Origin of the sequence: Pseudoduganella sp. OTU4001, assembly GCF_038440195.1 — a bacterium.
Lineage (GTDB): Bacteria > Pseudomonadota > Gammaproteobacteria > Burkholderiales > Burkholderiaceae_D > Rugamonas.
Genome location: NZ_JASATG010000015.1, coordinates 23,207 through 44,182, shown reverse-complemented (window position 1 = coordinate 44,182; position 20,976 = coordinate 23,207). Strand labels below are relative to the sequence as shown.

At 61.8% G+C, this 20,976-nt stretch carries 19 protein-coding genes and 2 tRNA genes; 5 read left to right on the top strand and 16 right to left on the bottom strand.

Annotated features, from left to right (window positions below):
* Positions 1-69: 69 nt before the first annotated feature.
* Genes AAHE99_RS15125 through AAHE99_RS15110 form a run of 4 tightly spaced genes read right to left on the bottom strand, consistent with a single transcriptional unit; the run spans position 70 to position 3,661 of the window.
* Entirely contained in the window at positions 70-636 is a 567-nt protein-coding gene (locus tag AAHE99_RS15125) for a TorD/DmsD family molecular chaperone (RefSeq protein ID WP_342118179.1), read from the bottom strand.
* A complete protein-coding gene (locus tag AAHE99_RS15120) occupies positions 633-2,774 on the bottom strand; it encodes a 4Fe-4S binding protein (protein ID WP_342118178.1) in 2,142 nt (713 codons plus the stop codon). Before AAHE99_RS15120 ends, AAHE99_RS15125 begins: the two co-directional genes overlap by 4 nt.
* Positions 2,749-3,162 (bottom strand): DUF3306 domain-containing protein, encoded by a 414-nt coding sequence (locus tag AAHE99_RS15115; RefSeq protein WP_342118177.1) that lies wholly within the window; start codon positions 3,160-3,162, stop codon positions 2,749-2,751. Before AAHE99_RS15115 ends, AAHE99_RS15120 begins: the two co-directional genes overlap by 26 nt.
* Positions 3,152-3,661: a DUF3305 domain-containing protein gene (locus AAHE99_RS15110; protein ID WP_342118176.1), complete on the bottom strand. Its 510-nt coding sequence runs from the start codon at positions 3,659-3,661 to the stop codon at positions 3,152-3,154. The genes AAHE99_RS15115 and AAHE99_RS15110 overlap by 11 nt, the downstream gene beginning before the upstream one ends.
* 137 nt (positions 3,662-3,798) lie before the next feature.
* On the opposite strand from AAHE99_RS15110, the gene AAHE99_RS15105 reads away from it, so the two are divergent.
* Positions 3,799-4,815 (top strand): type II asparaginase, encoded by a 1,017-nt coding sequence (locus AAHE99_RS15105; RefSeq protein WP_342118256.1) that lies wholly within the window; start codon positions 3,799-3,801, stop codon positions 4,813-4,815.
* A gap of 87 nt (positions 4,816-4,902) precedes the next feature.
* Here the strand turns inward: AAHE99_RS15105 and AAHE99_RS15100 are convergent, their stop codons facing one another.
* Positions 4,903-5,793, bottom strand: coding sequence for a LysR family transcriptional regulator ArgP (locus AAHE99_RS15100; protein ID WP_342118175.1), 891 nt, complete (start codon positions 5,791-5,793; stop codon positions 4,903-4,905).
* A gap of 107 nt (positions 5,794-5,900) precedes the next feature.
* On the opposite strand from AAHE99_RS15100, the gene AAHE99_RS15095 reads away from it, so the two are divergent.
* Both AAHE99_RS15095 and AAHE99_RS15090 read left to right on the top strand, forming a co-directional pair.
* Positions 5,901-6,503, top strand: coding sequence for a LysE/ArgO family amino acid transporter (locus tag AAHE99_RS15095; RefSeq protein WP_342118174.1), 603 nt, complete (start codon positions 5,901-5,903; stop codon positions 6,501-6,503).
* Positions 6,504-6,567: 64 nt separating this feature from the next.
* Positions 6,568-8,574, top strand: coding sequence for a spermidine synthase (locus AAHE99_RS15090; RefSeq protein WP_342118173.1), 2,007 nt, complete (start codon positions 6,568-6,570; stop codon positions 8,572-8,574).
* On the opposite strand, the gene AAHE99_RS15085 is transcribed toward AAHE99_RS15090, so the two are convergent.
* Together AAHE99_RS15085 and AAHE99_RS15080 are read right to left on the bottom strand one after the other, a co-directional pair.
* Complete coding sequence (locus tag AAHE99_RS15085; protein WP_342118172.1) at positions 8,564-9,196, bottom strand: NAD-dependent dehydratase; 633 nt, start codon at positions 9,194-9,196, stop codon at positions 8,564-8,566. The two genes, AAHE99_RS15090 and AAHE99_RS15085, sit on opposite strands and share 11 nt — an antisense overlap.
* Positions 9,193-9,930, bottom strand: coding sequence for an SGNH/GDSL hydrolase family protein (locus AAHE99_RS15080; RefSeq protein WP_342118171.1), 738 nt, complete (start codon positions 9,928-9,930; stop codon positions 9,193-9,195). The genes AAHE99_RS15085 and AAHE99_RS15080 overlap by 4 nt, the downstream gene beginning before the upstream one ends.
* Positions 9,931-9,994: 64 nt before the next feature.
* Between AAHE99_RS15080 and AAHE99_RS15075 the strand changes: the two genes are divergently transcribed.
* The gene (locus AAHE99_RS15075) at positions 9,995-11,005 is read left to right on the top strand and encodes a polymer-forming cytoskeletal protein (protein ID WP_342118170.1); all 1,011 of its coding nucleotides are present in this window, start codon (positions 9,995-9,997) and stop codon (positions 11,003-11,005) included.
* Here the strand turns inward: AAHE99_RS15075 and AAHE99_RS15070 are convergent.
* From AAHE99_RS15070 to AAHE99_RS15045, 6 genes are all read right to left on the bottom strand, one after another.
* Positions 11,006-11,082 (bottom strand) — tRNA-Arg (locus AAHE99_RS15070).
* A 78-nt stretch (positions 11,083-11,160) separates the two neighbouring features.
* Positions 11,161-11,237, bottom strand: a tRNA-Pro gene (locus AAHE99_RS15065).
* 55 nt (positions 11,238-11,292) lie between these two features.
* Positions 11,293-12,645, bottom strand: coding sequence for a phosphoglucosamine mutase (gene glmM, locus AAHE99_RS15060; RefSeq protein WP_342118169.1), 1,353 nt, complete (start codon positions 12,643-12,645; stop codon positions 11,293-11,295).
* 21 nt (positions 12,646-12,666) lie between these two features.
* Positions 12,667-13,491 carry a dihydropteroate synthase gene (gene folP, locus AAHE99_RS15055; protein ID WP_342118168.1) on the bottom strand — a complete coding sequence of 275 codons (825 nt, stop codon included), beginning with the start codon at positions 13,489-13,491 and terminating at the stop codon, positions 12,667-12,669.
* Positions 13,492-13,557: 66 nt separating this feature from the next.
* Entirely contained in the window at positions 13,558-15,444 is a 1,887-nt protein-coding gene (gene ftsH / locus AAHE99_RS15050) for an ATP-dependent zinc metalloprotease FtsH (protein WP_342118167.1), read from the bottom strand.
* Between the two features lie 155 nt (positions 15,445-15,599).
* The gene (locus tag AAHE99_RS15045; RefSeq protein ID WP_342118166.1) at positions 15,600-16,247 is read right to left on the bottom strand and encodes an RlmE family RNA methyltransferase; all 648 of its coding nucleotides are present in this window, start codon (positions 16,245-16,247) and stop codon (positions 15,600-15,602) included.
* A 44-nt stretch (positions 16,248-16,291) separates the two neighbouring features.
* Between AAHE99_RS15045 and yhbY the strand changes: the two genes are divergently transcribed.
* Positions 16,292-16,753 (top strand): ribosome assembly RNA-binding protein YhbY, encoded by a 462-nt coding sequence (gene yhbY / locus AAHE99_RS15040; RefSeq protein ID WP_342118165.1) that lies wholly within the window; start codon positions 16,292-16,294, stop codon positions 16,751-16,753.
* A gap of 28 nt (positions 16,754-16,781) precedes the next feature.
* Here yhbY and AAHE99_RS15035 read toward each other — a convergent pair whose 3' ends face one another.
* The 3 genes from AAHE99_RS15035 to carB form a co-directional block, all read right to left on the bottom strand.
* Positions 16,782-17,198, bottom strand: coding sequence for a DUF4149 domain-containing protein (locus AAHE99_RS15035; protein WP_342118164.1), 417 nt, complete (start codon positions 17,196-17,198; stop codon positions 16,782-16,784).
* A complete protein-coding gene (gene greA, locus AAHE99_RS15030) occupies positions 17,198-17,674 on the bottom strand; it encodes a transcription elongation factor GreA (protein WP_342118163.1) in 477 nt (158 codons plus the stop codon). The genes AAHE99_RS15035 and greA overlap by 1 nt, the downstream gene beginning before the upstream one ends.
* A gap of 81 nt (positions 17,675-17,755) precedes the next feature.
* Positions 17,756-20,974 (bottom strand): carbamoyl-phosphate synthase large subunit, encoded by a 3,219-nt coding sequence (gene carB / locus AAHE99_RS15025; protein WP_342118162.1) that lies wholly within the window; start codon positions 20,972-20,974, stop codon positions 17,756-17,758.
* Positions 20,975-20,976 lie beyond the last annotated feature (2 nt).

Genomic DNA, 20,976 nt, shown 5'->3' with positions numbered 1-20,976 from the left:
TGACATCTCGGTCTCCCTTGCCAACAACCGTTAGTCTTTTAACACTAGCACAAAAATTTTAATGATGCATTATTCGCCAATCATATCGAACGCCTGGGTTTCCACTTCCACGAAGTTGCGCGCCAGGTTGCCGACCGCGCGGTAATAGGCTGCCTTGGGGTGGGCGTCGATTGCCTCGAAAAGCTGGCGCGCCCAGGGCTGGATATGAGTGGTAAAAAATTCCTTTTGTGTTGCTATGCTGCCATGCAGCAATCGCATTGCATCGCACAGGGCGGCGAAATGGTCTTCGCTTTCGGACAGGTGCTCGGAGCGTTCCAGTCCAAGGCGGGCCAGGTCGCTACGCAAGGCGGCCAGCGGTTTCTCCATCAGGAAGCCGGACAGGTAATAGGAGCCATACAGCATGACGTCCGGCTTGCCGACGCCGATGAACAGGGTTTCGTATTCGTCCTTGGCGCGGTCCTGGTCGGTCTTGCCGCTGGCACGCTGCAGTACGCGCCAGGCGTCGGCCAGCACGCCCTCGCCTTCAATCGCCGCATCGGTGATCAGGTCCAGCACGACTTGTGATGGCGGGCCATAGAACAGCATCGACAGCAGGCCATACAGCTCGGAACGCGCATACTCTTCATCTTCAGTCATCGACGCTTTACCTCAAAAATGGAGACTTCTTTTTCCGGCTGCATCATGTCGATCACGCGGCAGTCGGGGCACATGCGCAGGCGGTCAGGGTTGGCGGCGAAGGCGCCGTGACCAGCGAGCTTGTTAACCATATTCTCCACCATTTGAAGCGTTCCGAAAGGTTTTTGGCATTTGATGCAGTGGTAAGGCTGGGCTTCGTTGATGACGCGGGGCTGCTTTGCCTGCCCGCCCAGCACCAGGCGCGGCGTGAGGCCGAGCGCCTGCTCAGGGCAGGTTCTGACGCACAGGCCGCATTGCACGCAATTCGATTCGGTGAAACGTAGCTGGGGTGTCGACGGGTTGTCGGTCAGCGCTGACTCGGGACAGGCGCCGACACAGGCCATGCAGAGTGTGCATTTGTCCTTGTCGATCTCGATCGTCCCGAACGGCGCACCGGGTGGGAGGGTTATGCAGTCCTGCGGTGTGGGCGCATGCCGCGCCAGGTGCGTGATCGCAAAGTCCAGCGTCTCCCGCTTCGCTGCCGCCACGTGGAAGCCCGCCGCCGGCATCGCCGCCCCCGACAGTCCCGTCCCCGCGCTGCCTGGTGCGGCGTCGTGGGCGGGCGAGGTGGCGCGGCTGGCGGCGAATTGCTCAAGTGCGCGGTCAAGCTCCGCGGCGTCGCGCGCGTGCAGGAGCTGCAGCGAAATGCCGCCGTAGCCAAGTCCCTCGATGATGGCGCGCGCGTACGTCATTTGCATCGCCAACGCATCCAGGTATTGAGGCGCCTCCGCACCGCTCGCCAGCATAACCACATCCACCGCGCCATACGCGACAGCGGCAAGCCACAAATCCATCCCGACCGAGGCCACATGATGCACCCCAACCGGCAGCACCCGCGCCGGCACGCCACGAGCAGCACCGGCAGCAGCCAGCTGCCCCAGATCTCGCACCAGTGCACCGCCCTCTTCTTCGCTGTGCAGCAGCAACGCCGGCCGCGCACCGCCAGCACGCGCATAGGCCGCCAGCATGGTGCGCACCTTCTCGCCGAGATCCGAAGCGCGCGGCCACGCATAAGTCAGCGCCCCCGACGGGCACACCGTCGTACAAGCCCCGCATCCCGCACACAGCTGTGGCGTCACCTGGATATGGTCGCCCACGCTGGAAATCGCCTCCGCCGAGCAGATATCGATACAGGCATTGCAGCCCTGCTGCCTGCTGCGGCTATGCGCGCAAATACTTTCCTTGTACTGGAAAAAGCGCGGCTTGCCGAACGTGCCGACCAGCTCCAGCATCTGCATCGCCGCCAAGGCCGCCGCGCCCTCGTCCGCGCCCGGCGCAAAGTAGCCCTGCGGCAGCTGATGCATCCGCAACAGCGCCGTTTCGTGCAGATCGAATACCAGGTCGAACTGCCCGCTGCGTTCCGTGTCCACGCGCTCGAAGTCGATCGCCCCCACCGCACCACAAGCCGCTACGCAATCGCGATGCGTACTGCAGGCATTCAGATCGATCTGGTAGGCCAGGCTGATGGCTCCTTCCGGGCACGCTTTTACGCAAGCATTGCAGCGCGTGCAAAGCTCAAGATCGATGGCATTGGACTGCTGCCAGCTCACTTTGAAGGCACCCAGCCAGCCCTGTACGCGCGGCTGGCTGCCGCTGAAGGCCGGCCAGGAATGGCCCGAAAGCACCGCATCCGCGCCATCCGTCAGCAGCACGCTGACCTGCAGCTGCCGCTCCAGCTTGCGGGCCCACGCCAGCACGCGCCGCGCCGGGCCAAGCAGCAGGACGCGGCCTTCCGACGTGTACTCGACCTCCGGCACCGGCTCGGCATCCGGCAAGCGCGCGGCGGCCAGCAAGGCCGCCATCTTCGGCGTCGTGTGGCGCGCCTCCGCGCTCCAGCCGCCGGTCTCGCGCAGGTTCACGAAACGCAGCGGCGCAACCGTCCCCTTCATCTCCGCCATTTCGCGGAACAACGGCTCCTCCTGCGTGCAGCCGATGATGATGCGTTCGCCGCCCTCCAGGGTTTGCAGGTATTGGCCGACCTCGCGGCGGCATAGCTGGGTGGCGACAGGCAGCGGGCCCGACTCCAGCGCCGCACCGATTGCAGCGCCATCCAGCGGCATGGTGTGATTGCAGTTACAGATCCTCGTCTTTTGGCTCATTCTCTTCTTCCGCCGTGAATTCACGGGCGATCAGGTCCTTGGCGTGGTTGAGGGCTGCCACCATCAGCGGCGTCAGTGGTTCGAACTTGTTGTAATCGTCGATGTAGGTGTCCAGGCCATCCATCACATTGAAGCGAGGATCCGAGAATAGCTTTTTCATCGCCGCGCGGCGCACGGTCTCGTCGACACCGCGCGCGACGAAAGGTGTGAAGTCTGATTCGGCGGTGAGGCCCGCCACCTGCTCCAGCGACGGCGGCTCGGCCGGCGCCATCGGCTCATCGCCGCCCGACGCACCCGGCGCCATCGGCACGGCCGGCGCAACGTGCGCCACAGCCCCCGCTTCCGCCTTGACCCGCGACCAGCGCGCAAAGAAAGTCTCAGCCGCCATGGCGCCCCATCCCCTCCTCGCGCGCCATCTGCTGAACCGCAGCGCCGCCCTCAAACGAGGGCCGCCGGCGCTTACCCTTCGGCTCGGGCCGATAAAACTCCGCCACGAATGAACCCAGCCGCTCCACCATCGGCGCCGGCAAAGGCAAGGTATCCACCTGCTCGCCCCCATCCATCAGCCGGGCAGCCACGTTATACGACAGGGTCACAGTCAGCGGCACCGCTAGCTCGCCCTCGAGACGCCACATAACAAACCAGCAAGGCGCACCCGAATCCAGGTTCAGGAAATACCCCTCCGCCTCATCGGAATACAGCCGCATGGAAAGCCCGGTGAATAGCCACAGCGTCTCGGAAGGATCGTCGCGCAGGCAGCGCGGCTCACCAGCCGGCAGCGGAGACAGCACGACTTCCCCCGGCAGCCACTGGAAAGGCTGCCAGGTGCTCTTCAATGGCTTACGCTGCATCACGACAGCGAGGCTGAGCGAATCAGTCTCCACCATCCCCCCGGCTTTGAAGAAGATATAACAATACTGCACCGAATTTAGTAAGATGCGCAACATTCCCGAAAACACCCCAAGGAGATCGCATGCATCGTTCCAAGCCCGCGCAATTCATCTTCGCACTATTCGCCTTCCTGATGGCGTTCAGTGTGCATGCGCAGAAACTTCCAAACGTTATGATCCTGGCAACTGGCGGTACCATCGCGGGCACCGGCGCCAGCTCCACCACCACGGTCGGCTACACTGCCGCCACGGTCGGCGTGCAGCAACTGATCAATGCCGTCCCGGAACTGGGCAAGGTGGCTAACGTTACCGGCGAGCAAGTATTCCAGATCGCCTCCGAAAGCATGACCAACGAACACTGGCTGACCCTGGGCAAGCGCGTCAACGTCCTGCTGGCCCAGCCGAACGTCGACGGCATCGTCATCACCCACGGTACCGATACCCTGGAAGAGACTGCCTATTTCCTGAACCTGGTGGTCAAGTCGCGCAAGCCGGTGGTGCTGGTCGGCGCCATGCGCCCATCCACCGCCCTGTCGGCGGACGGTCCGATCAACCTGTATAACGCCGTATTAATTGCCGGCAGCGCCGAAGCTATTGGCAAAGGCGTGATGGTCGCCCTCGGCGATCAAATCCACGGCGCACGCGACGTCACCAAAACCAATACCTCGACCCCGGATGCATTTAAAACCGCCGAATTGGGCATGCTGGGTTATGTGCAGGGCCCGAAAGCCCATTTCTATCGTGTTTCGACCCGCAAACATACTGTCGAAACCGAATTCGATATTTCCAGCCTGACCGCCCTGCCGCAAGTTGATATTGTTTATGGCTATGCCAATATGAATTCGGTCGCGCTCAACGCATTTATTGCCGCCGGCGCAAAAGGTATTATTCACGCCGGTACCGGCGATGGCAGCCTGGCCGCAAAAGTAAAACCGGATCTGGTCGCGGCGCGCAAAAACGGCACAATTATCGTCCGTTCCAGCCGTGTAGGCCAAGGCATTCTCGCCCGTAATGGCGAAGCCAATGACGATGAATTGGACTTCGTGGTTTCCGATACCCTGAACCCGCAAAAAGCCCGTATTCTGCTGATGCTGGGCATGACTAAAACCAGCAATACCAAAGAACTGCAGCGCATGTTCTACATGTATTAATCGCAGACCCCACGGAAGCCCGCCGCGCGCGGGCTTTTTCCCGCCCCAATCGTGCCAACTATTGGCGCGTTCACGCCAACAGCCAGTCTAGCGGTCCAGCGCCCGCCCAGCAGCTGCAAGCACCTCCTCAGTGAGCATTACCAGTCTTGGCGATTGAATTCGCCAATAATGCCAATACAATTGGACATCCAGATATTTACCCGGCGCCAAATCCACCAATTCGCCCGATTCCAGCATCGACTTATATTGCTGGCGCGGCAGCATGCCATAACCCATTCCCAGCCGAATCGACTCGACAAAAGGATCGCTGGCCGGCACATATTGGATCGGATAAGCGCCGAGCGGCAAACCCAGCTCGCGCTCGATAAAGATTTTCTGCAGCGAGTCTTTACGGTCGAAAAACATGACAGGCGCTTTGCGGGCCGCCTCACGGTTTAAACCATCCGGGAACCAGCGCGCCGCAAATTCGGGCCGCGCCATTAAGCGGTAACGCATATAGCCTAAATGCTGCGAACGGCAACCGCGCGTGGGTTCAGGCTCGCTTGATACTCCGGCCAATACCAGACCCTTTTCAAATAGCGCGTAAGTATGGTCCTGGTCGTCCAGGATTATTTCGAGCAGGATATTCTCGCGGTTCAGGAACCCGCTCAACTCGGGCAGGAACCAGGTTCCCAAGGTATCGTTATTTACCGCCACCGCAATGCGCGGCGGTGCCGCTTCCGTTTCCTTTAATTCGGCCAGGAATTCCTGCTCCATTAAGCGCGTGCGGCGCAGATATTGCACCAGGTGCTGGCCGGCACTGGTTAGCCTTATTGGCCGGCTGCGTATCAGCACGGGCGTGCCCAGCGCCACTTCCAGCCCGCTGACCCGCTGCGACACCGCCGAGGGCGTCAGATGCAGCGCCGTCGCGGCCGCCTCAAAACTGCCGGAATCGATCACCGCCAACAGCGCTTCCCCCTGTTTTGGGTCCGGAATCATGCGCAGCGCTCCTTTAGCGAAATTTACGAAGATTGAATCATATTAATCCAGCTTCATTTTGCGGGCGAGCCCCGGCAGAATCTGGGCTCTACCAACGGGAGCGGAAAATGCAAAGTTATGTGAATGGATTAGGGCTGGGTGCCAGCCTGATCATGGCAATCGGAGCGCAAAATGCGCACGTGCTGCGGATGGGCATTAAACGCCAGCATGTCGCGCTGACGGTGGCCGCCTGCATTGTTATCGATGTGATATTGATTGCGCTCGGCGTGGCGGGCGCCGGCGCCATGATCCAGGGTTCGCCGCTCCTGCTGGCCGCCGCGCGCTGGGGCGGCGCCGCTTTCCTGCTGTGGTACGGATTGCGCAGCTGGCGATCGATGCTGACGCCCAAGTCACTGGCCATTGACGCGGCGGCGCCAACGCCGGACGCCCGCCAGGCGCTGGCCAGCGTGGTCGCCCTATCGCTGCTGAATCCGCATGTCTACCTGGATACGGTGGTCCTGCTGGGTTCGGTCGGCGGCAGCTATCCGGACGGCCAGCGCCTGGGCTTTTCGGCCGGCGCCATGACCGCCTCCCTGCTCTGGTTTACCGCGCTGGGCTTTGGCGCCACCCGGCTGGCTGGAGTATTTGGCCGCCCGCTGGCATGGAAATGCATCGAAGGGCTGACCGGAGCAGTCATGCTGACCCTGGCTGCAGGACTCATCCTTAGCTAAAGAACAATGTTGGATTTAGGCTACTGAAGTGGGATGGGCGCGGTTTTGCGGGTTAATATTTCTCATGCTCATCCTTTATGCAGGCACCATCTTCCTCGGCGCCTTTCTGCTGTTCCAGGTCCAGCCGATCATTGGCAAGATGGTGCTGCCCTGGTTTGGCGGCTCGGCAGCAGCATGGACCGTCTGCATGCTGTTTTTCCAGCTCACGCTCCTGCTGGGCTACCTGTATTCCCATTTAAGCAGCCGCTACCTCGCGCCGCGCCGCCAGGCCTGGCTACATGCCTGCTTGCTGCTAGCCGCCGTCCTGATGCTGCCGATCATTCCCGACAGCACATGGAAACCCGGCGCCGGCGATGACCCAGCCCTGTTGCTGCTTGGCTTGCTCTGCGTAACGGTCGGCCTGCCTTACTTCCTGCTTTCGACTACCGGGCCGCTCGTCCAGCACTGGTTTGCCCAGGAACGGCCCGGCAGTGTGCCGTACCGACTGTTCGCCCTGTCCAACTTGGCCTCGCTGCTCGGCCTGCTCAGCTATCCGCTGCTGTTTGAGCCGAACTTTACCGTCAGCGAAATGTCGACCATCTGGTCGGCGGGGTTCGTGCTGTTTGCCGTATTTTGCGCGGCGTTAGCGCTGAATGGGCGCGGCCGCACCCCGATGCCGGCTGAACGCGGCAACGTCGTCAGGCCCACGACGACCGATATGCTGGCCTGGTGCGGGCTGGCCGCCGTGCCGACCGTGGTGTTGATGTCCGCCACCAGCCACCTGACGGCCAATATCGCCCCGGTTCCCCTGCTCTGGGTGCTGCCGCTCACCCTTTACCTGCTGACCTTCATTCTCTGCTTCGAAAGCGCCCGCTGGTATCGGCGCTGGCTCTTCCTGCCGATGATGGCCGTGCTGACGCCTGTCATCATCGCCGGCAGCACTTATCCCAGCGTGATGCCCTCCGGGATCATCTGGCCTACGCTTCTGTTCTGCCTGGCAATTTTCGTCTATTGCATGGCCTGCCACGGCGAGCTAGCCCGCCTGAAACCACCACCGCAGCACCTCACCGCCTACTACCTGATGATCGCCCTGGGCGGCGCCTGCGGCGGCGTCTTCACCGGCCTGCTGGCGCCGCGCATCTTCAATGACGAATACGAACTCACGCTCTCCTGCATCGCAGCGGTATGCCTGGTGGGCGCCGCCTGCCAGTACCGCCCACAGGAAAAGCTGCTACGCGCGAGCCGCATCAAGGTCACGGTATTTTCCACCACCCTGCTGGGCGTGATGTGGGCGGCAAATGCCATCTGGCCCGCCACGCCAACCATCAAAGCCCGCAACTTCTACGGCACCGTCAAGGTCAAGGAAGCCGGCACCGGCAACGAGCAGGTCCGCCAGCTCACGCACGGCGTCATCATCCATGGCCGACAGCTGCTGGCGCCGGAGCGCCGCCGCTGGCCGACAACCTATTTCGGCAGCCAGGGCGGCGCCGGACTTGGCATCGCCGCCAGCCGGCATGGCGACTCGCAGCATGTGGGCATAATTGGCCTGGGCATCGGCACAATGGCGGCGTATTGCCGGCCCGGCGATGTCTACCGCTTCTACGAAATCAACCCGCTGGTGCAGCAGTTTGCCACCGAACATTTCAGCTTCCTGAGCGACTGCCCGGCGCATAAGGAAGTCGTGCTGGGCGACGCGCGTCTGGTGCTGGAGTCCGAGGCGCCACAACTGTTCGACGTGCTGGCGGTTGACGCTTTTTCCGGCGACGCGGTGCCGGTGCACTTGCTGACGCGCGAAGCCTTCGCCATCTATTTCCGCCATTTGAAGCCCGATGGGGTGCTGGCCGTGCACGTCTCGAACCGCTACCTCGATCTGGTGCCGATCGTGCAACTCTCCGCCAGTGCCTGGCAGCGCACTGCCTTCCTCGCCACCAACCGCTCCGACGATGCCAAGAGTTTGAAGGCCTCAACCTGGGTGCTGGTCGGTCCGCGCGAGCAACTGGGGCGCTTTGCCAGCCTTCGCCAGCTGCCGCCGGCGCCGGACATCCGGCCCTGGACCGATGATTACAGCAGCCTGCTGGGCATCATGAAGTAAGCTGGTCCGAGCTGACGATGTGCTCACCCGGCTGCGGGTTCAACGCGGCGTCGAGCATAGCGCGGGCGATGTTTTCAGCCGGATTGATGCGCCAGGCGCGCGGCAGGAACGGGCCGAGCGCGCCCAGGATCGGCACCATGATTTTCTCGCCCAGCCGGAATTCCTCGCGCGCGCCGCCGATCAAACCAGGGCGCGCAATCACCAGCGTAGGGAAGCCCAGCGAACGCAGGCCGTGCTCCACTTCCCCTTTCACGCGGTTGTAGAAAATGCTGGAACCGGCATCCGCACCCAGCGCGGAATTCAATACGAAGGTTGGCGTGCCGTGCTGGCGCGCGAGCCGGGCGACAGCCATCGGGTAGCCGTAATCGACGGAGCGGAATGCTTCCTTCGAACCCGCGACTTTGATGGTCGTGCCCAGGGTGCAGATCACCGCGTCGGCATGCCACCACGGCTCCAGCCCTGGCAATCGGTCGAAGTCGACAACCGGCGCGGTCAGTTTGGGGTGCGGCTGCAGGCGGCGGCGAGTGGGCGCCACCACCGCGCTGACTTGCGGCGACTCCAGCGCCATGCGTAGCACTTCGCGGCCAACCAGGCCGCTGGATCCAACCAGCAGTAATTTCATTTTTTGAGTTCCAGGTAAGCGTCGGCCAGCAGGCCAGCCCAGACACGGCAGCCGTGGGCGGATGGATGATAACCGTCTTCCGCCGTCAGCGTGGCGTCATTGCGGGTGTCGAGCACGATGGGCACGTGATGCAGCCAGCCGTGCTGCCGCGCCAAAGCGTGCAAGCCGCGGTCCAGCGCAGCCGCTTTCAGGCCCATCACCCAGCGCAGCGGGTGCGGTAGCGTCGGGAATTCCTGCATGGGCGGCACGCCGGATACCAGCACCATGCGCGGCTGGCAGCGCTGGCGCAGCTGCTCCGCAAGCGCCAGGACGTCTTGCTGCCACTCGCCTACGCGCCGGAAAGCCACTGAATCATTCACACCAAATGCCACCAGCAGCACATCGACCTGCTCCTGCGGAACCTGCGCCACAAGCTCGGCCAACGCATCGCGCACCGTTGCGCCATTACGGCCGCTGGCGCGCCAGTGCACGGGATGGCCGGTGCGGGCCGCCAGTTGCTGGGCAAATTGCGCCGTGATCGCCTCGTCCTGGCGCGACACGCCAACACCCGCTACCGGCGACTCGCCTACGCCAAGCACCCGCAGCGACGTGGATTCGGCGCGGCCCCCGACAACGCCGTGCCGCTCGCCGGCCGCCTCCGGCAATCGCGGCGTCCGCGCCCGCGTACGGCGTCCCTGCACCAGCAGCAGCGGCAATATAGGCAAGGCAATCAACTCCGGCAATAAATTCCTCATGGCTTGGCGCGCACGTTGACTTCAGTTATGTATAATTGTCTATAAATAATTTATGTTGATTATAATGAAACTATTTGCCGCCGCCCTCTTGATCGCTGCGCCAGTCTACGCCAGCGCCGGTCCATACACGCTGTTCGCCGGCAACAACGTCAATCTTGAGCAGGGCACCAGGGTCACCGGCAACGTCGAGGCAGGCGGCATCGTCAACGCAAAATACCAATCTACCGTCAAAGGCAATGTCCAGGCAAATGGCGCGGTCAATATAGAACAAGCCGCTGTGGTGAACGGAAATATTGAATCGGCCGGCAAGGTGCACATGAAGTACCAGTCGACCGCCACCGGCAAAGTCAGCACCAGCACTACCGACAACGTCGCCGTGACGCTGGAACAGGGCTCGGTGGTTGGCAACGTCCACCACAATACCGGCACCAAGCTGACTGCCAACTGGGGCTCCAGCTACGTGTCGGATATCGTTGGCCCTGTTTCCGGCCCGGCGCTGGACGTGCTGCCCGGCGCGACCGCCTTCAGCGCCGGCACCACCCTCTTCCAGCTCAACGCCAGCCAGACCGGCGCGCTTGGCAAAGGCCAGTACGGCAAGATCAATCTTGGCTTCGATTCGACCCTGACGCTGAGCGCCGGCAGCTACTATTTTGATTCGCTGGAGATCGGCGGCGACGGCAAGCTGATCTTCGACCTGGCGGGCGGCGCGATCAACCTCTACATCAAGAACAACGTCAGCATCGGCCAGAACTTCGAATTCGAAACCATCAATGGCAGCGCCAGCAGCATCTACACCGAAACCCTCGGCAACTACGACCTGGGCATCAACGGCGAATGGTATGGCACCCTGTTCGGCTCCGGCGCCAACAGCAACCTGCACTTCAACCAGAACTCCACCATCGGCGGCACCTTCATGGCCCGCAACAATATCCAGCTGGACGTTGGCTCGGTCGTCACCGGCCTGCCATCGCAGCCGGACAAAGCCACTCCAGGCAATGAGATTCCCCTGCCGGGCACGTTTGCATTGATGGGTTTGGGTTTGCTGGCTCTTGCGGGCTCGCGCCGCCGCAAATGATGGCCTGCCCTACAGGAATCGAACCTGTGACCCTCGGCTTAGAAGGCCGATGCTCTATCCAACTGAGCTAAGGGCAGAGACGCGGGTCCAATAAAAAAACTGGACCGCAAAATGAAAAGCGGGTTGTCCGAGGACAACCCGCTCTAGGTAATTCATGGTCGGAGTACAAGGATTCGAACCTTGGACCCCCTGCTCCCAAAGCAGGTGCGCTACCGGGCTGCGCTACACTCCGATAAACGAATAATACCCCGGCGAGGCCAGGGCCGTCAATGTCACACAGGCAACTTTTATGCAGCCAGTGCAGTTTCGACTTTGTCGGCAATGCGGCGCGCCATGCTCTGGGCCTTGTCGGCGTCGCGCGCTTCCACCATGACGCGGATCAGCGGCTCGGTGCCGGAGGCGCGGATCAGCACGCGGCCGGTGTCGCCCAGCTCGGCTTCCACCTTTTCTTTTTCGGCCACCATGGCGGCGTTCTTCTGCCAGTCGAAGCCGGCTGGCACGCGCACATTGATCAGGGTCTGCGGGAACAGGGTGACCTCGCCGGCGATCTGGGCCAGGGTCTTGCCGTTGCGCTTGAGCGCGGACAGCACTTGCAGCGCGGAAATGATGCCGTCGCCGGTACTGTGCTTGTCGAGTGCCAGCAGGTGGCCGCTGCCCTCGCCGCCCAGGATCCAGCCTTTTTCCTGCATCACTTCCAGCACGTAGCGGTCGCCCACCTTGGCACGGGCGAAGCCGACGCCCTTCTGCTTCAGCGCGACTTCCACCGCCATATTGGTCATCAGGGTGCCGACGGCGCCAGCCACGCCGCCATTGGCCATGCGGTCCATCACCATCACGTACAGCAGCTCGTCGCCGTTGTAGAGGCGGCCGGCGGCGTCGCACATGATCAGGCGGTCGGCGTCGCCATCCAGGGCGATGCCGAGGTCAGCCTTGTGCTCCAGCACGGCGGCGGACATGGCCTTCGGTGCGGTGGCGCCGACGCCGTCATTGATGTTGAGGCCGGTCGGTTTGTTGCCGATGGCGACCACTTCCGCGCCCAGCTCGTGGAACACGTGTGGGGCGATGTTGTAGGCGGCGCCGTGGGCGCAGTCGACCACGATCTTCAGGCCGCGCAGGTCCAGTTCGTTCGGGAAGGTGCTCTTGCAGAATTCGATATAGCGGCCTTGCGCGTCTTCCAGGCGCTTGGCGCGGCCCAGTTTCTCCGGTGCGACGCAGTCCATCGGCAGGTCGAGCATGGCTTCGATGTCGAGCTCAACCGCGTCCGGCAGCTTGGTGCCCTGGTCGGAGAAGAATTTGATGCCATTGTCCTGGAACGGGTTGTGCGATGCCGAGATCACCACCCCGGCCTGCAGGCGCAGCGCGCGTGTCAGGTAGGCGATGGCCGGAGTCGGCATTGGGCCTGCCAGCATCACGTCGACGCCGGCGGCGGCAAAGCCGGCTTCCAGCGCCGCTTCCAGCATATAGCCGGAGATACGGGTGTCCTTGCCGATCAGGACTGTCGGGCGGGTCGTGCCCACCGTGGCCGCCTTGGCCAGCACCTTGCCTGCGGCATAGCCGAGGCGCATGACGAAATCGGGGGTGATCGGCGCCTGGCCTACCAGTCCACGTACACCATCAGTACCGAAATATTTGCGTGCCATATTGTGTCTTCTTCCTCGTTTTTAATGAGCCGCCTGCCACACCTTGAGTGCGTCCACGGTCTCCGCTACATCGTGCACCCGAACGATCTGGGCGCCATGCGCGACTGCTGCCAAAGCGCCGCCGATACTGCCGGCCAGGCGCTGCTCTACTGGTTTGCCGGTGACGGCGCCGATCATCGACTTGCGCGACAGGCCGGCCAGCAGCGGCACGCCGAGCTCGGCCACCATCTGCTTACCTGCTTTCAGCAGCGCGTAATTGTGTTCAACCGTTTTCCCAAAGCCGAAGCCAGGGTCGATCCATAAACGCTCTTTGTCGATGCCGGCCGCTGTCAGGACGGCGATGCGTTCGGCCAGGAAATCTGTTACCTCGCGCACCACGTCATTGTACTCTGGCTGGGACTGCATTGTTGTTGGATTGTTAAGCATGTGCATTACGCACAACGCACAATCGCTGTCTTTCACGGCTTCGATGGCGCCGGGGGCACGGAAGCCGTTGATGTCGTTGATCATGTCGACGCCGGCCAGTACCGCTTCGCGCATGACTTCCGGTTTGTAGGTGTCGACGCTGATCGCTTTGCCGCAGTCGCGCAGGGCGAAGATCACCGGCATGACGCGGCGCAGCTCTTCGTCCAGGGATACCGGCGGCGCGCCGGGGCGGCTGCTCTCGCCGCCGATGTCGATGATGTCGGCGCCGTCGCGGATCATCTGCTCGGCATGGGTGATCGCGTAGTCCAGCGCGGCGAACTGGCCGCCGTCGCTGAAGGAGTCAGGGGTGGCGTTCAGGATGCCCATCACCAGCGCGCGACTGGTGGGGAAATTGAATCGTCCGAACTTGTGTTGAGGCATAGTTGATGGGCGTAAAAAAGGGGACGTAACACATTTAAATGTGTTACGTCCCCTTTTTGCAGGCGATTAAGCTGGAGCGGTGGCGTTCGGGTTCGGGTTGGAACCGGAGCCGTCGCTGCCTGGCTGTTTGCGGATGGTGGTGCCGGCCTTCGGTGGGCGCGGCTCCTGGCCAGCCATGATGTCGTTCACCTGGTCGGCATCGATGGTTTCCCATTCCAGCAGGGCCTTGGTCATCACTTCGACCTTTTCGCGGTTCTCTTCCAGCAGCTTGCGCGCCAGCGCGTACTGGGTGTCCAGGATGGTGCGGATTTCCGCGTCCACCTTCTGCTGGGTCGCTTCCGAGATGGTCTTGTTGGCGCCGCCCAGCCAGCCGTCGTTCTGGCTGTCTTCGTATACCATCACGCCCAGCGCGTCGGACATGCCGTACTTGGTGACCATGGCGCGCGCCAGCTTGGTGGCGCGGGCGAAGTCGTTGGAGGCGCCGGTCGACATCTGGCCGACGAAAATCTCTTCCGCGATACGGCCGCCGAACAGGATGGAAATCTCTTCCAGCATCTTGTCCTTGTAGCCCGAAATATTGTCGTGCTCAGGCAGCTGCCAGGTCAGGCCCAGGGCCCAGCCGCGCGGCATGATGGTCACTTTGTGGACCGGGTCAGCCTTCGGCAGCAGCTTGGCCACCACGGCGTGGCCGGACTCGTGGTAAGCGGTATTGCGGCGCTCTTCTTCGCGGATCACCATGGACTTGCGTTCCGGGCCCATGAAGATCTTGTCCTTCGCATCTTCGAAGTCGATCATGTCCACCAGGCGCTTGTTGCGGCGCGCGGCAAACAGTGCGGCTTCGTTGACCAGGTTGGCCAGGTCGGCGCCGGAGAAGCCTGGGGTGCCGCGGGCCAGGATGTCGGCCTTCACGTCGGTGCTGATCGGCACCTTGCGCATATGCACGTTCAGGATCTGTTCGCGTCCGCGGATATCCGGCAGGCCCACCGAGACCTGGCGGTCGAAACGGCCCGGACGCAGCAGCGCCTTGTCCAGCACGTCGGCACGGTTGGTCGCGGCAATCACGATCACGCCGGAGGAGGCTTCGAAGCCGTCCATCTCGACCAGCAGCTGGTTCAGGGTCTGTTCGCGTTCGTCGTTGCCGCCGCCCATGCCGGCGCCACGATGACGGCCGACCGCGTCGATCTCGTCGATGAAGATGATGCAAGGCGAATGCTTCTTGGCGTTCTCGAACATGTCGCGCACGCGGGATGCACCCACGCCGACGAACATTTCAACGAAGTCCGAACCGGAAATCGAGAAGAACGGCACCTTGGCTTCGCCTGCAATGGCGCGTGCCAGCAGGGTCTTACCGGTACCTGGAGGACCCACCATCAGCACGCCGCGCGGAATACGGCCGCCCAGCTTCTGGAACTTGGTCGGGTCTTTCAGGAAGTCGACGATCTCGGTCACTTCCTCTTTGGCTTCGTCGCAACCCGCCACGTCGGCGAAGGTCACGGTGTTATTGGTTTCGTCCAGCATGCGCGCCTTCGATTTGCCGAAGGAGAAGGCGCCGCCCTTGCCGCCGCCCTGCATCTGGCGCATGAAGAAGATCCACACGCCGATCAGCAGCAGCATCGGGAACCACGACACGAAGACCTGTTGCAGGATGCCTGGCTCTTCCGGCGGCTTCACGTCGAAGCGCACGCCGTTGTCGCGCAGGTCGCCAATCAGGCCGCGGTCCAGGAAGGTGGAGGTGGTGCGGACTTTGGAATCGTCAATACGGGTGGCAGTAATCGTCTGCCCTTCAATCAGGACATCCTTGACGCGCTTCGCTTTGACCTCATCCAGCAGATCGGAATAAGCGATAGGCTTGGCGCCGCCGGCGATGCTGTGGCTGTCGAATTGCTTAAACAGCATAAATAACAGCAGGGCCACAACAACCCAAATAGCCGATTTAGAAAACATGTTATTCACGAAAACTCCTTGGATGCGGGGGCGCACCAGTTACCTGTAGCAGAAATCCGATTTTACTCGTTAAACCCGGGCCGTGCTACAAACCGGCCCAATGGTGCATACTCCTGCGCCGCATATGTGGGTTTTTCCAGCTAAAACAAGGGTCAAATTGACAATTATTCGACTGGATTCTTAAGTCCGCGGCCCAGAAGGAAGATTTCAGAGGATTTATCGCGGCTGGCTTTGGGCTTTTTCTGCGTTACGGTCTTGAATTCGCGGCGGAATTTCTCGACGATCTGGCTAAAACCCATATCCTTGAAACATTTCACCAGCAGCGCCCCACCCGGTTTCATATGGTGCTGGCTGAAATCAATGGCGATATCAATAAGATCTTCCATGCGCGCGGCATCGGCCACCGCAATACCGGACAGGTTGGGCGCCATATCGGACAATACAAGGTCCGCTTTCCGGCCTTGCAGCACTTCGGCCAGCTGGTCGAGCACTTCGTTTTCGCGGAAATCGCCCTGGATGAAGTGCATGTCGGCGATCGGCTCCATCGGCAGGATATCCAGGCCGATCATGGTGCCGTTGATGCCGCCGTCTTCCTTGCCCGCCAGCTTGCGGCGCACGTATTGGCCCCAGGAGCCAGGGGTGCAGCCCAGGTCGACGATCACCTGGCCGGGCTTGACCAGTTTTTCGTCTTCGTCGATCTCTTTCAGCTTGTAGGCTGCACGCGCGCGGTAGCCATCCTTCTGGGCCGCCTTCACGTAAGGATCGTTAATATGGTCGTGCAACCAGTTTTTGTTTATTTTGTTCTTTGCCATTAGCGTAGAATACTGCCTTTAAGAGAACCTATCCAAAAATAACTATGCTGAACCTTACTCCTGCCGAACGCAGTGTCCTGCGCGCCGAAGCCCATGGCCTGAAACCTATCGTCATGGTTGGCGAATCCGGCCTGACCCCTTCCGTCATGAAGGAGATCGAGCTGGGCCTGGACTCCCACGGCCTGATCAAGGTGCGCGTTTTCGGCGATGACCGCGAAGCCCGCATCGAAATGTACGAAACCATCTGCGAGAAGACTGGCGCCGCGCCGGTTCAGCACATCGGCAAGCTGCTGGTGCTGTACCGCCCGAAAGTCGAAGCCGAGAAGACCTCCTCCGGCAAGGCTGGCAAGGGCATGCGCATGGTGACCATCGTCAAGCCAAGCGCTTCCGGCACTAAGAAGCCTTCCGTGAGCAAGGTACTGCTGAAGGGTAATGAACGCGTTACCGCCGGCGGCACCATCAAGCGGGTCAAGAAGAAAGTCGGCACCAAGAAGTCGATGGCCTAATAAAAAAAAGGGGTACGTCCCCTTTTTTTTATGCCTGCTTCCAGAGCAGCCAGCCTGCCAGCAGGCTTTGCACCAGGTAGATGGTGCTCGAAATCCCATGCAGCTTGCCGAAGCTGCCGTCATTGGCCGCCTTGGCCGCCGCCATCATCGGCTGCAGGCCGAAGTGACTGGCCACCGTGCACATCACCATCGCCACCACGATCAGCAGCACCGAGCGGCGGCGCTTCGGCGTCCAGTCGCGGGTGCCGAAGAACAGCAGCACGCCCATCGCCGCACCGCAGCCCAGCGACAGCAAAGCCATCGAATGGAACATGCTGCCGGCGATCTGGCCGGCCAGCTGGCGGTCCAGCGTGGCAAACAGGGTCGGCGCCACCAGGTAGCCGACCGCCCACAGGCTGCCCGCCCATAGGGCGGCAACCAGCAGGCGCACCTTAGCGAGAGCCATCAAACGTAGCGGACTTCGAGAATTTCGTATTCGCGCGGGCCGGATGGGGCCTGCACTTCGACCACGTCGCCGGCGTATTTGCCGATCAGGGCGCGGGCGATTGGCGAAGTGACGGAGACTTTGCTCATTTTCAGGTCGGCTTCATCGGTGCCGACGATCTGGTAGCTCACCTTCTGGCCGGATTCCAGGTCTTCCAGGTCGACGGTGGAGGCGAACACCACGCGGCCTTCCGCGTCCAGGGTGGTCGGGTCGACGATCTGGGCGGAGCTCAGTTTGCCTTCCAGTTCGGCGATACGGCCTTCCACAAAGGCCTGGCGCTCCTTGGCGGCGTCGTATTCAGCGTTTTCGGACAGGTCGCCATGCGAACGGGCTTCGGCAATGGCGTCGATAACGATGCGGCGCTCCTTGGTTTTGAGCTGGTGCAGTTCTTCCTTCAGCAGTTCGGCGCCAAATTTGGTCAGTGGAACGGAATTCATCTTAAGTCTCTTATCAAATTGCTAAAAAGCACAGAGCCCGCGCCATGCTTCAGCGCGGGCTCTGTGGTTATTTACTCAGGCCTAGTTTAAAGACTTATGCAGGCCTTGTAAATCGTACACACGCAATTCGTCCAGATGACGGATACCTGCAACGGCCGCTTCCGCACCGGCGATGGTGGTGTAGGTGGTCACGCGGGCCGCCAGCGACGAGGTACGGATGTTGCGGGAGTCGTTGATCGCGGTACGTTTCTCTTCCACGGTGTTGATCACCAGGACGATTTCGTGGTTCTTGATCATGTCGACCACGTGCGGACGGCCTTCGGACATCTTGTTCACCGCGGTGACAGGAATGCCGGCGGCGGCGATCACCGCTGCGGTGCCCTTGGTGGCGCACAGGCTGAAGCCCGCATCGACCAGGTCCTTCGCCACTTTCACGGCGCGCGGCTTGTCCGACGCTTTCACCGACAGGAAGACCTTGCCCGACTTCGGCAGCTTGACGCCGGCGCCCAGCTGCGACTTCACGAAGGCTTCCGCGAAGGTGGTGCCAACGCCCATTACTTCACCGGTCGATTTCATCTCCGGGCCCAGGATGGTGTCCACGCCAGGGAATTTCACGAACGGGAACACGGCTTCCTTGACGCTGTAGTAAGGCGGCACGACTTCCTTGGTGATGCCCTGCTCCGCCAGCTTCTGGCCGACCATGCAGCGTGCGGCGATCTTGGCCAGCTGCAGGCCGGTCGCTTTGGACACGTATGGCACGGTACGCGAAGCGCGCGGGTTCACTTCCAGCACGTAGACCACGTCCTTGCCTTCCTGCTTCTGGATCGCGAACTGCACGTTCATCAGGCCGACCACGTTCAGGCCCTTGGCCATCAGCGAGGTCTGGCGCTTCAGTTCATCGATGGTTTCCTGCGACAGCGAGTAAGGCGGCAGCGAGCAGGCCGAGTCGCCCGAGTGCACGCCGGCTTGCTCAATGTGTTCCATCACGCCGCCGATGAAGGTGGTGTCGCCGTCGGAGATGCAGTCGACGTCGCACTCGATGGCATCGTTCAGGAAGCGGTCCAGCAGCACTGGGGAGTCGTTCGACACCTTGACCGCTTCGCGCATATAGCGCTCCAGGTCGCGCTGCTCGTGCACGATTTCCATCGCACGGCCGCCCAGCACGTAGGAAGGACGCACTACCAGCGGGTAGCCGATTTCTTGTGCCAGCGCCAGCGCTTCTTCTTCGGTGCGCGCGGTGCGGTTAGGCGGCTGGCGCAGGCCCAGGTCCTGCAGCAGCTTCTGGAAGCGCTCGCGGTCTTCCGCGGCGTCGATCATGTCCGGCGAGGTGCCGATGATCGGCACGCCGTTGGCTTCCAGGTCCAGCGCCAGCTTCAGCGGGGTCTGGCCGCCGTACTGCACGATCACGCCCACCGGTTTTTCCAGGTCGACGATTTCCAGCACGTCTTCCAGGGTCAGCGACTCGAAGTACAGGCGGTCGGAGGTGTCGTAGTCGGTCGACACGGTTTCCGGGTTGCAGTTGACCATGATGGTCTCGTAGCCGTCTTCGCGCATGGCCAGCGCGGCGTGCACGCAGCAGTAGTCGAATTCGATACCCTGGCCGATACGGTTCGGGCCACCGCCCAGCACCATGATCTTCTTCTTGTCGGTCGGGTTGGACTCGCACTCTTCATCGTAAGTCGAGTACATGTAGGCGGTGTCGGTCGAGAACTCGGCGGCGCAGGTGTCGACGCGCTTGTACACCGGACGGATGCCCAGTTCGCGGCGCTTGTTGCGCACGGCGGTGTCGCCGCACTGCAGCAGGTAGCCCAGGCGGCGGTCCGAGAAGCCCTTCTGCTTCAGGCGGTACAGGGTGTTCTTGTCCAGGTTTTCCAGCTTCTGGGTGTCCAGCCACAGTTCCAGGTCGATGATTTCCTTGATCTGCACCAGGAACCACATATCGATCTTGGTCAGGTTGTGCACTTCTTCCAGGGTGAAGCCCTGGGCAAACGCATCGCCCACGTACCAGATACGGTCCGGGCCTGGCTCGCCCAGTTCCTCTTCCAGCTTTTCGCGGTCGACGGTCTTCTGGTTCATGCCGTCCACGCCCACTTCCAGGCCGCGCAGGGCTTTCTGGAACGATTCCTGGAAGGTGCGGCCAATTGCCATCACTTCGCCCACGGATTTCATCTGGGTGGTCAGGTGGTGGTCGGCGGCCGGGAATTTCTCAAAGGTGAAACGCGGCACCTTGGTCACGACGTAGTCGATCGAAGGTTCGAACGAAGCCGGGGTCGCGCCGCCGGTGATTTCGTTGCGCAGTTCATCCAGGGTGAAGCCCACCGCCAGTTTCGCTGCCACCTTGGCGATCGGGAAGCCGGTGGCCTTCGATGCCAGAGCCGAGGAACGGGACACGCGCGGGTTCATCTCGATGACGATCATGCGGCCGTCTTTCGGGTTGATCGAGAACTGCACGTTGGAGCCGCCGGTGTCCACGCCGATCTCGCGCAGCACTGCCAGCGAGGCATTGCGCATGATCTGGTATTCCTTGTCGGTCAGGGTCTGCGCAGGAGCCACGGTGATCGAGTCGCCGGTGTGCACGCCCATCGGGTCCAGGTTTTCGATCGAGCACACGATGATGCAGTTGTCCGCCTTGTCGCGCACCACTTCCATCTCGTACTCTTTCCAGCCCAGCAGCGATTCTTCGATCAGCAGCTCGTTGGTTGGCGAAGCTTCCAGGCCGCGTTTGCAGATCGCCTCGAATTCTTCTTCGTTGTAAGCGATACCGCCGCCGCTGCCGCCCATGGTGAACGAAGGACGGATGATGGTCGGGAAACCGACGGTCTTCTGCACCGCCCACGATTCTTCCATCGAGTGGGCGATGCCGGAACGGGCCGAACCCAGGCCGATCTTGTCCATCGCCGCCTTGAACTTGGCGCGGTCTTCGGCCTTGTCGATGGCTTCCGGGGTGGCGCCGATCAGTTCAACCTTGTACTTGTCCAGCACGCCGTTGCGGTGCAGGTCCAGCGCGCAGTTCAGCGCGGTCTGGCCGCCCATGGTCGGCAGGATCGCGTCCGGCTTTTCCTTGGCGATGATGCGCTCCACGACTTGCCAGGTGATCGGCTCGATGTAGGTCACGTCGGCCATTTCCGGGTCGGTCATGATGGTCGCCGGGTTGGAGTTCACCAGGATGACCTTGTAGCCCTCTTCGCGCAGTGCTTTACAGGCTTGCGCGCCGGAGTAGTCGAATTCGCAGGCCTGGCCGATGATGATCGGGCCGGCGCCAATAATCAGGATGCTTTTAATGTCAGAACGTTTTGGCATTT

Coding starts and splice junctions, on each gene's coding strand:
- AAHE99_RS15125 (WP_342118179.1), bottom strand. CDS start 636: ATGACTGAAGATGAAGAGTATGCGCGTTCCGAGCTGTATGGCCTGCTG.
- AAHE99_RS15120 (WP_342118178.1), bottom strand. CDS start 2,774: ATGAGCCAAAAGACGAGGATCTGTAACTGCAATCACACCATGCCGCTG.
- AAHE99_RS15115 (WP_342118177.1), bottom strand. CDS start 3,162: ATGGCGGCTGAGACTTTCTTTGCGCGCTGGTCGCGGGTCAAGGCGGAA.
- AAHE99_RS15110 (WP_342118176.1), bottom strand. CDS start 3,661: ATGGTGGAGACTGATTCGCTCAGCCTCGCTGTCGTGATGCAGCGTAAG.
- AAHE99_RS15105 (WP_342118256.1), top strand. CDS start 3,799: ATGGCGTTCAGTGTGCATGCGCAGAAACTTCCAAACGTTATGATCCTG.
- AAHE99_RS15100 (WP_342118175.1), bottom strand. CDS start 5,793: ATGATTCCGGACCCAAAACAGGGGGAAGCGCTGTTGGCGGTGATCGAT.
- AAHE99_RS15095 (WP_342118174.1), top strand. CDS start 5,901: ATGCAAAGTTATGTGAATGGATTAGGGCTGGGTGCCAGCCTGATCATG.
- AAHE99_RS15090 (WP_342118173.1), top strand. CDS start 6,568: ATGCTCATCCTTTATGCAGGCACCATCTTCCTCGGCGCCTTTCTGCTG.
- AAHE99_RS15085 (WP_342118172.1), bottom strand. CDS start 9,196: ATGAAATTACTGCTGGTTGGATCCAGCGGCCTGGTTGGCCGCGAAGTG.
- AAHE99_RS15080 (WP_342118171.1), bottom strand. CDS start 9,930: ATGAGGAATTTATTGCCGGAGTTGATTGCCTTGCCTATATTGCCGCTG.
- AAHE99_RS15075 (WP_342118170.1), top strand. CDS start 9,995: ATGAAACTATTTGCCGCCGCCCTCTTGATCGCTGCGCCAGTCTACGCC.
- glmM (WP_342118169.1), bottom strand. CDS start 12,645: ATGGCACGCAAATATTTCGGTACTGATGGTGTACGTGGACTGGTAGGC.
- folP (WP_342118168.1), bottom strand. CDS start 13,491: ATGCCTCAACACAAGTTCGGACGATTCAATTTCCCCACCAGTCGCGCG.
- AAHE99_RS15045 (WP_342118166.1), bottom strand. CDS start 16,247: ATGGCAAAGAACAAAATAAACAAAAACTGGTTGCACGACCATATTAAC.
- yhbY (WP_342118165.1), top strand. CDS start 16,292: ATGCTGAACCTTACTCCTGCCGAACGCAGTGTCCTGCGCGCCGAAGCC.
- AAHE99_RS15035 (WP_342118164.1), bottom strand. CDS start 17,198: ATGGCTCTCGCTAAGGTGCGCCTGCTGGTTGCCGCCCTATGGGCGGGC.
- greA (WP_342118163.1), bottom strand. CDS start 17,674: ATGAATTCCGTTCCACTGACCAAATTTGGCGCCGAACTGCTGAAGGAA.
- carB (WP_342118162.1), bottom strand. CDS start 20,974: ATGCCAAAACGTTCTGACATTAAAAGCATCCTGATTATTGGCGCCGGC.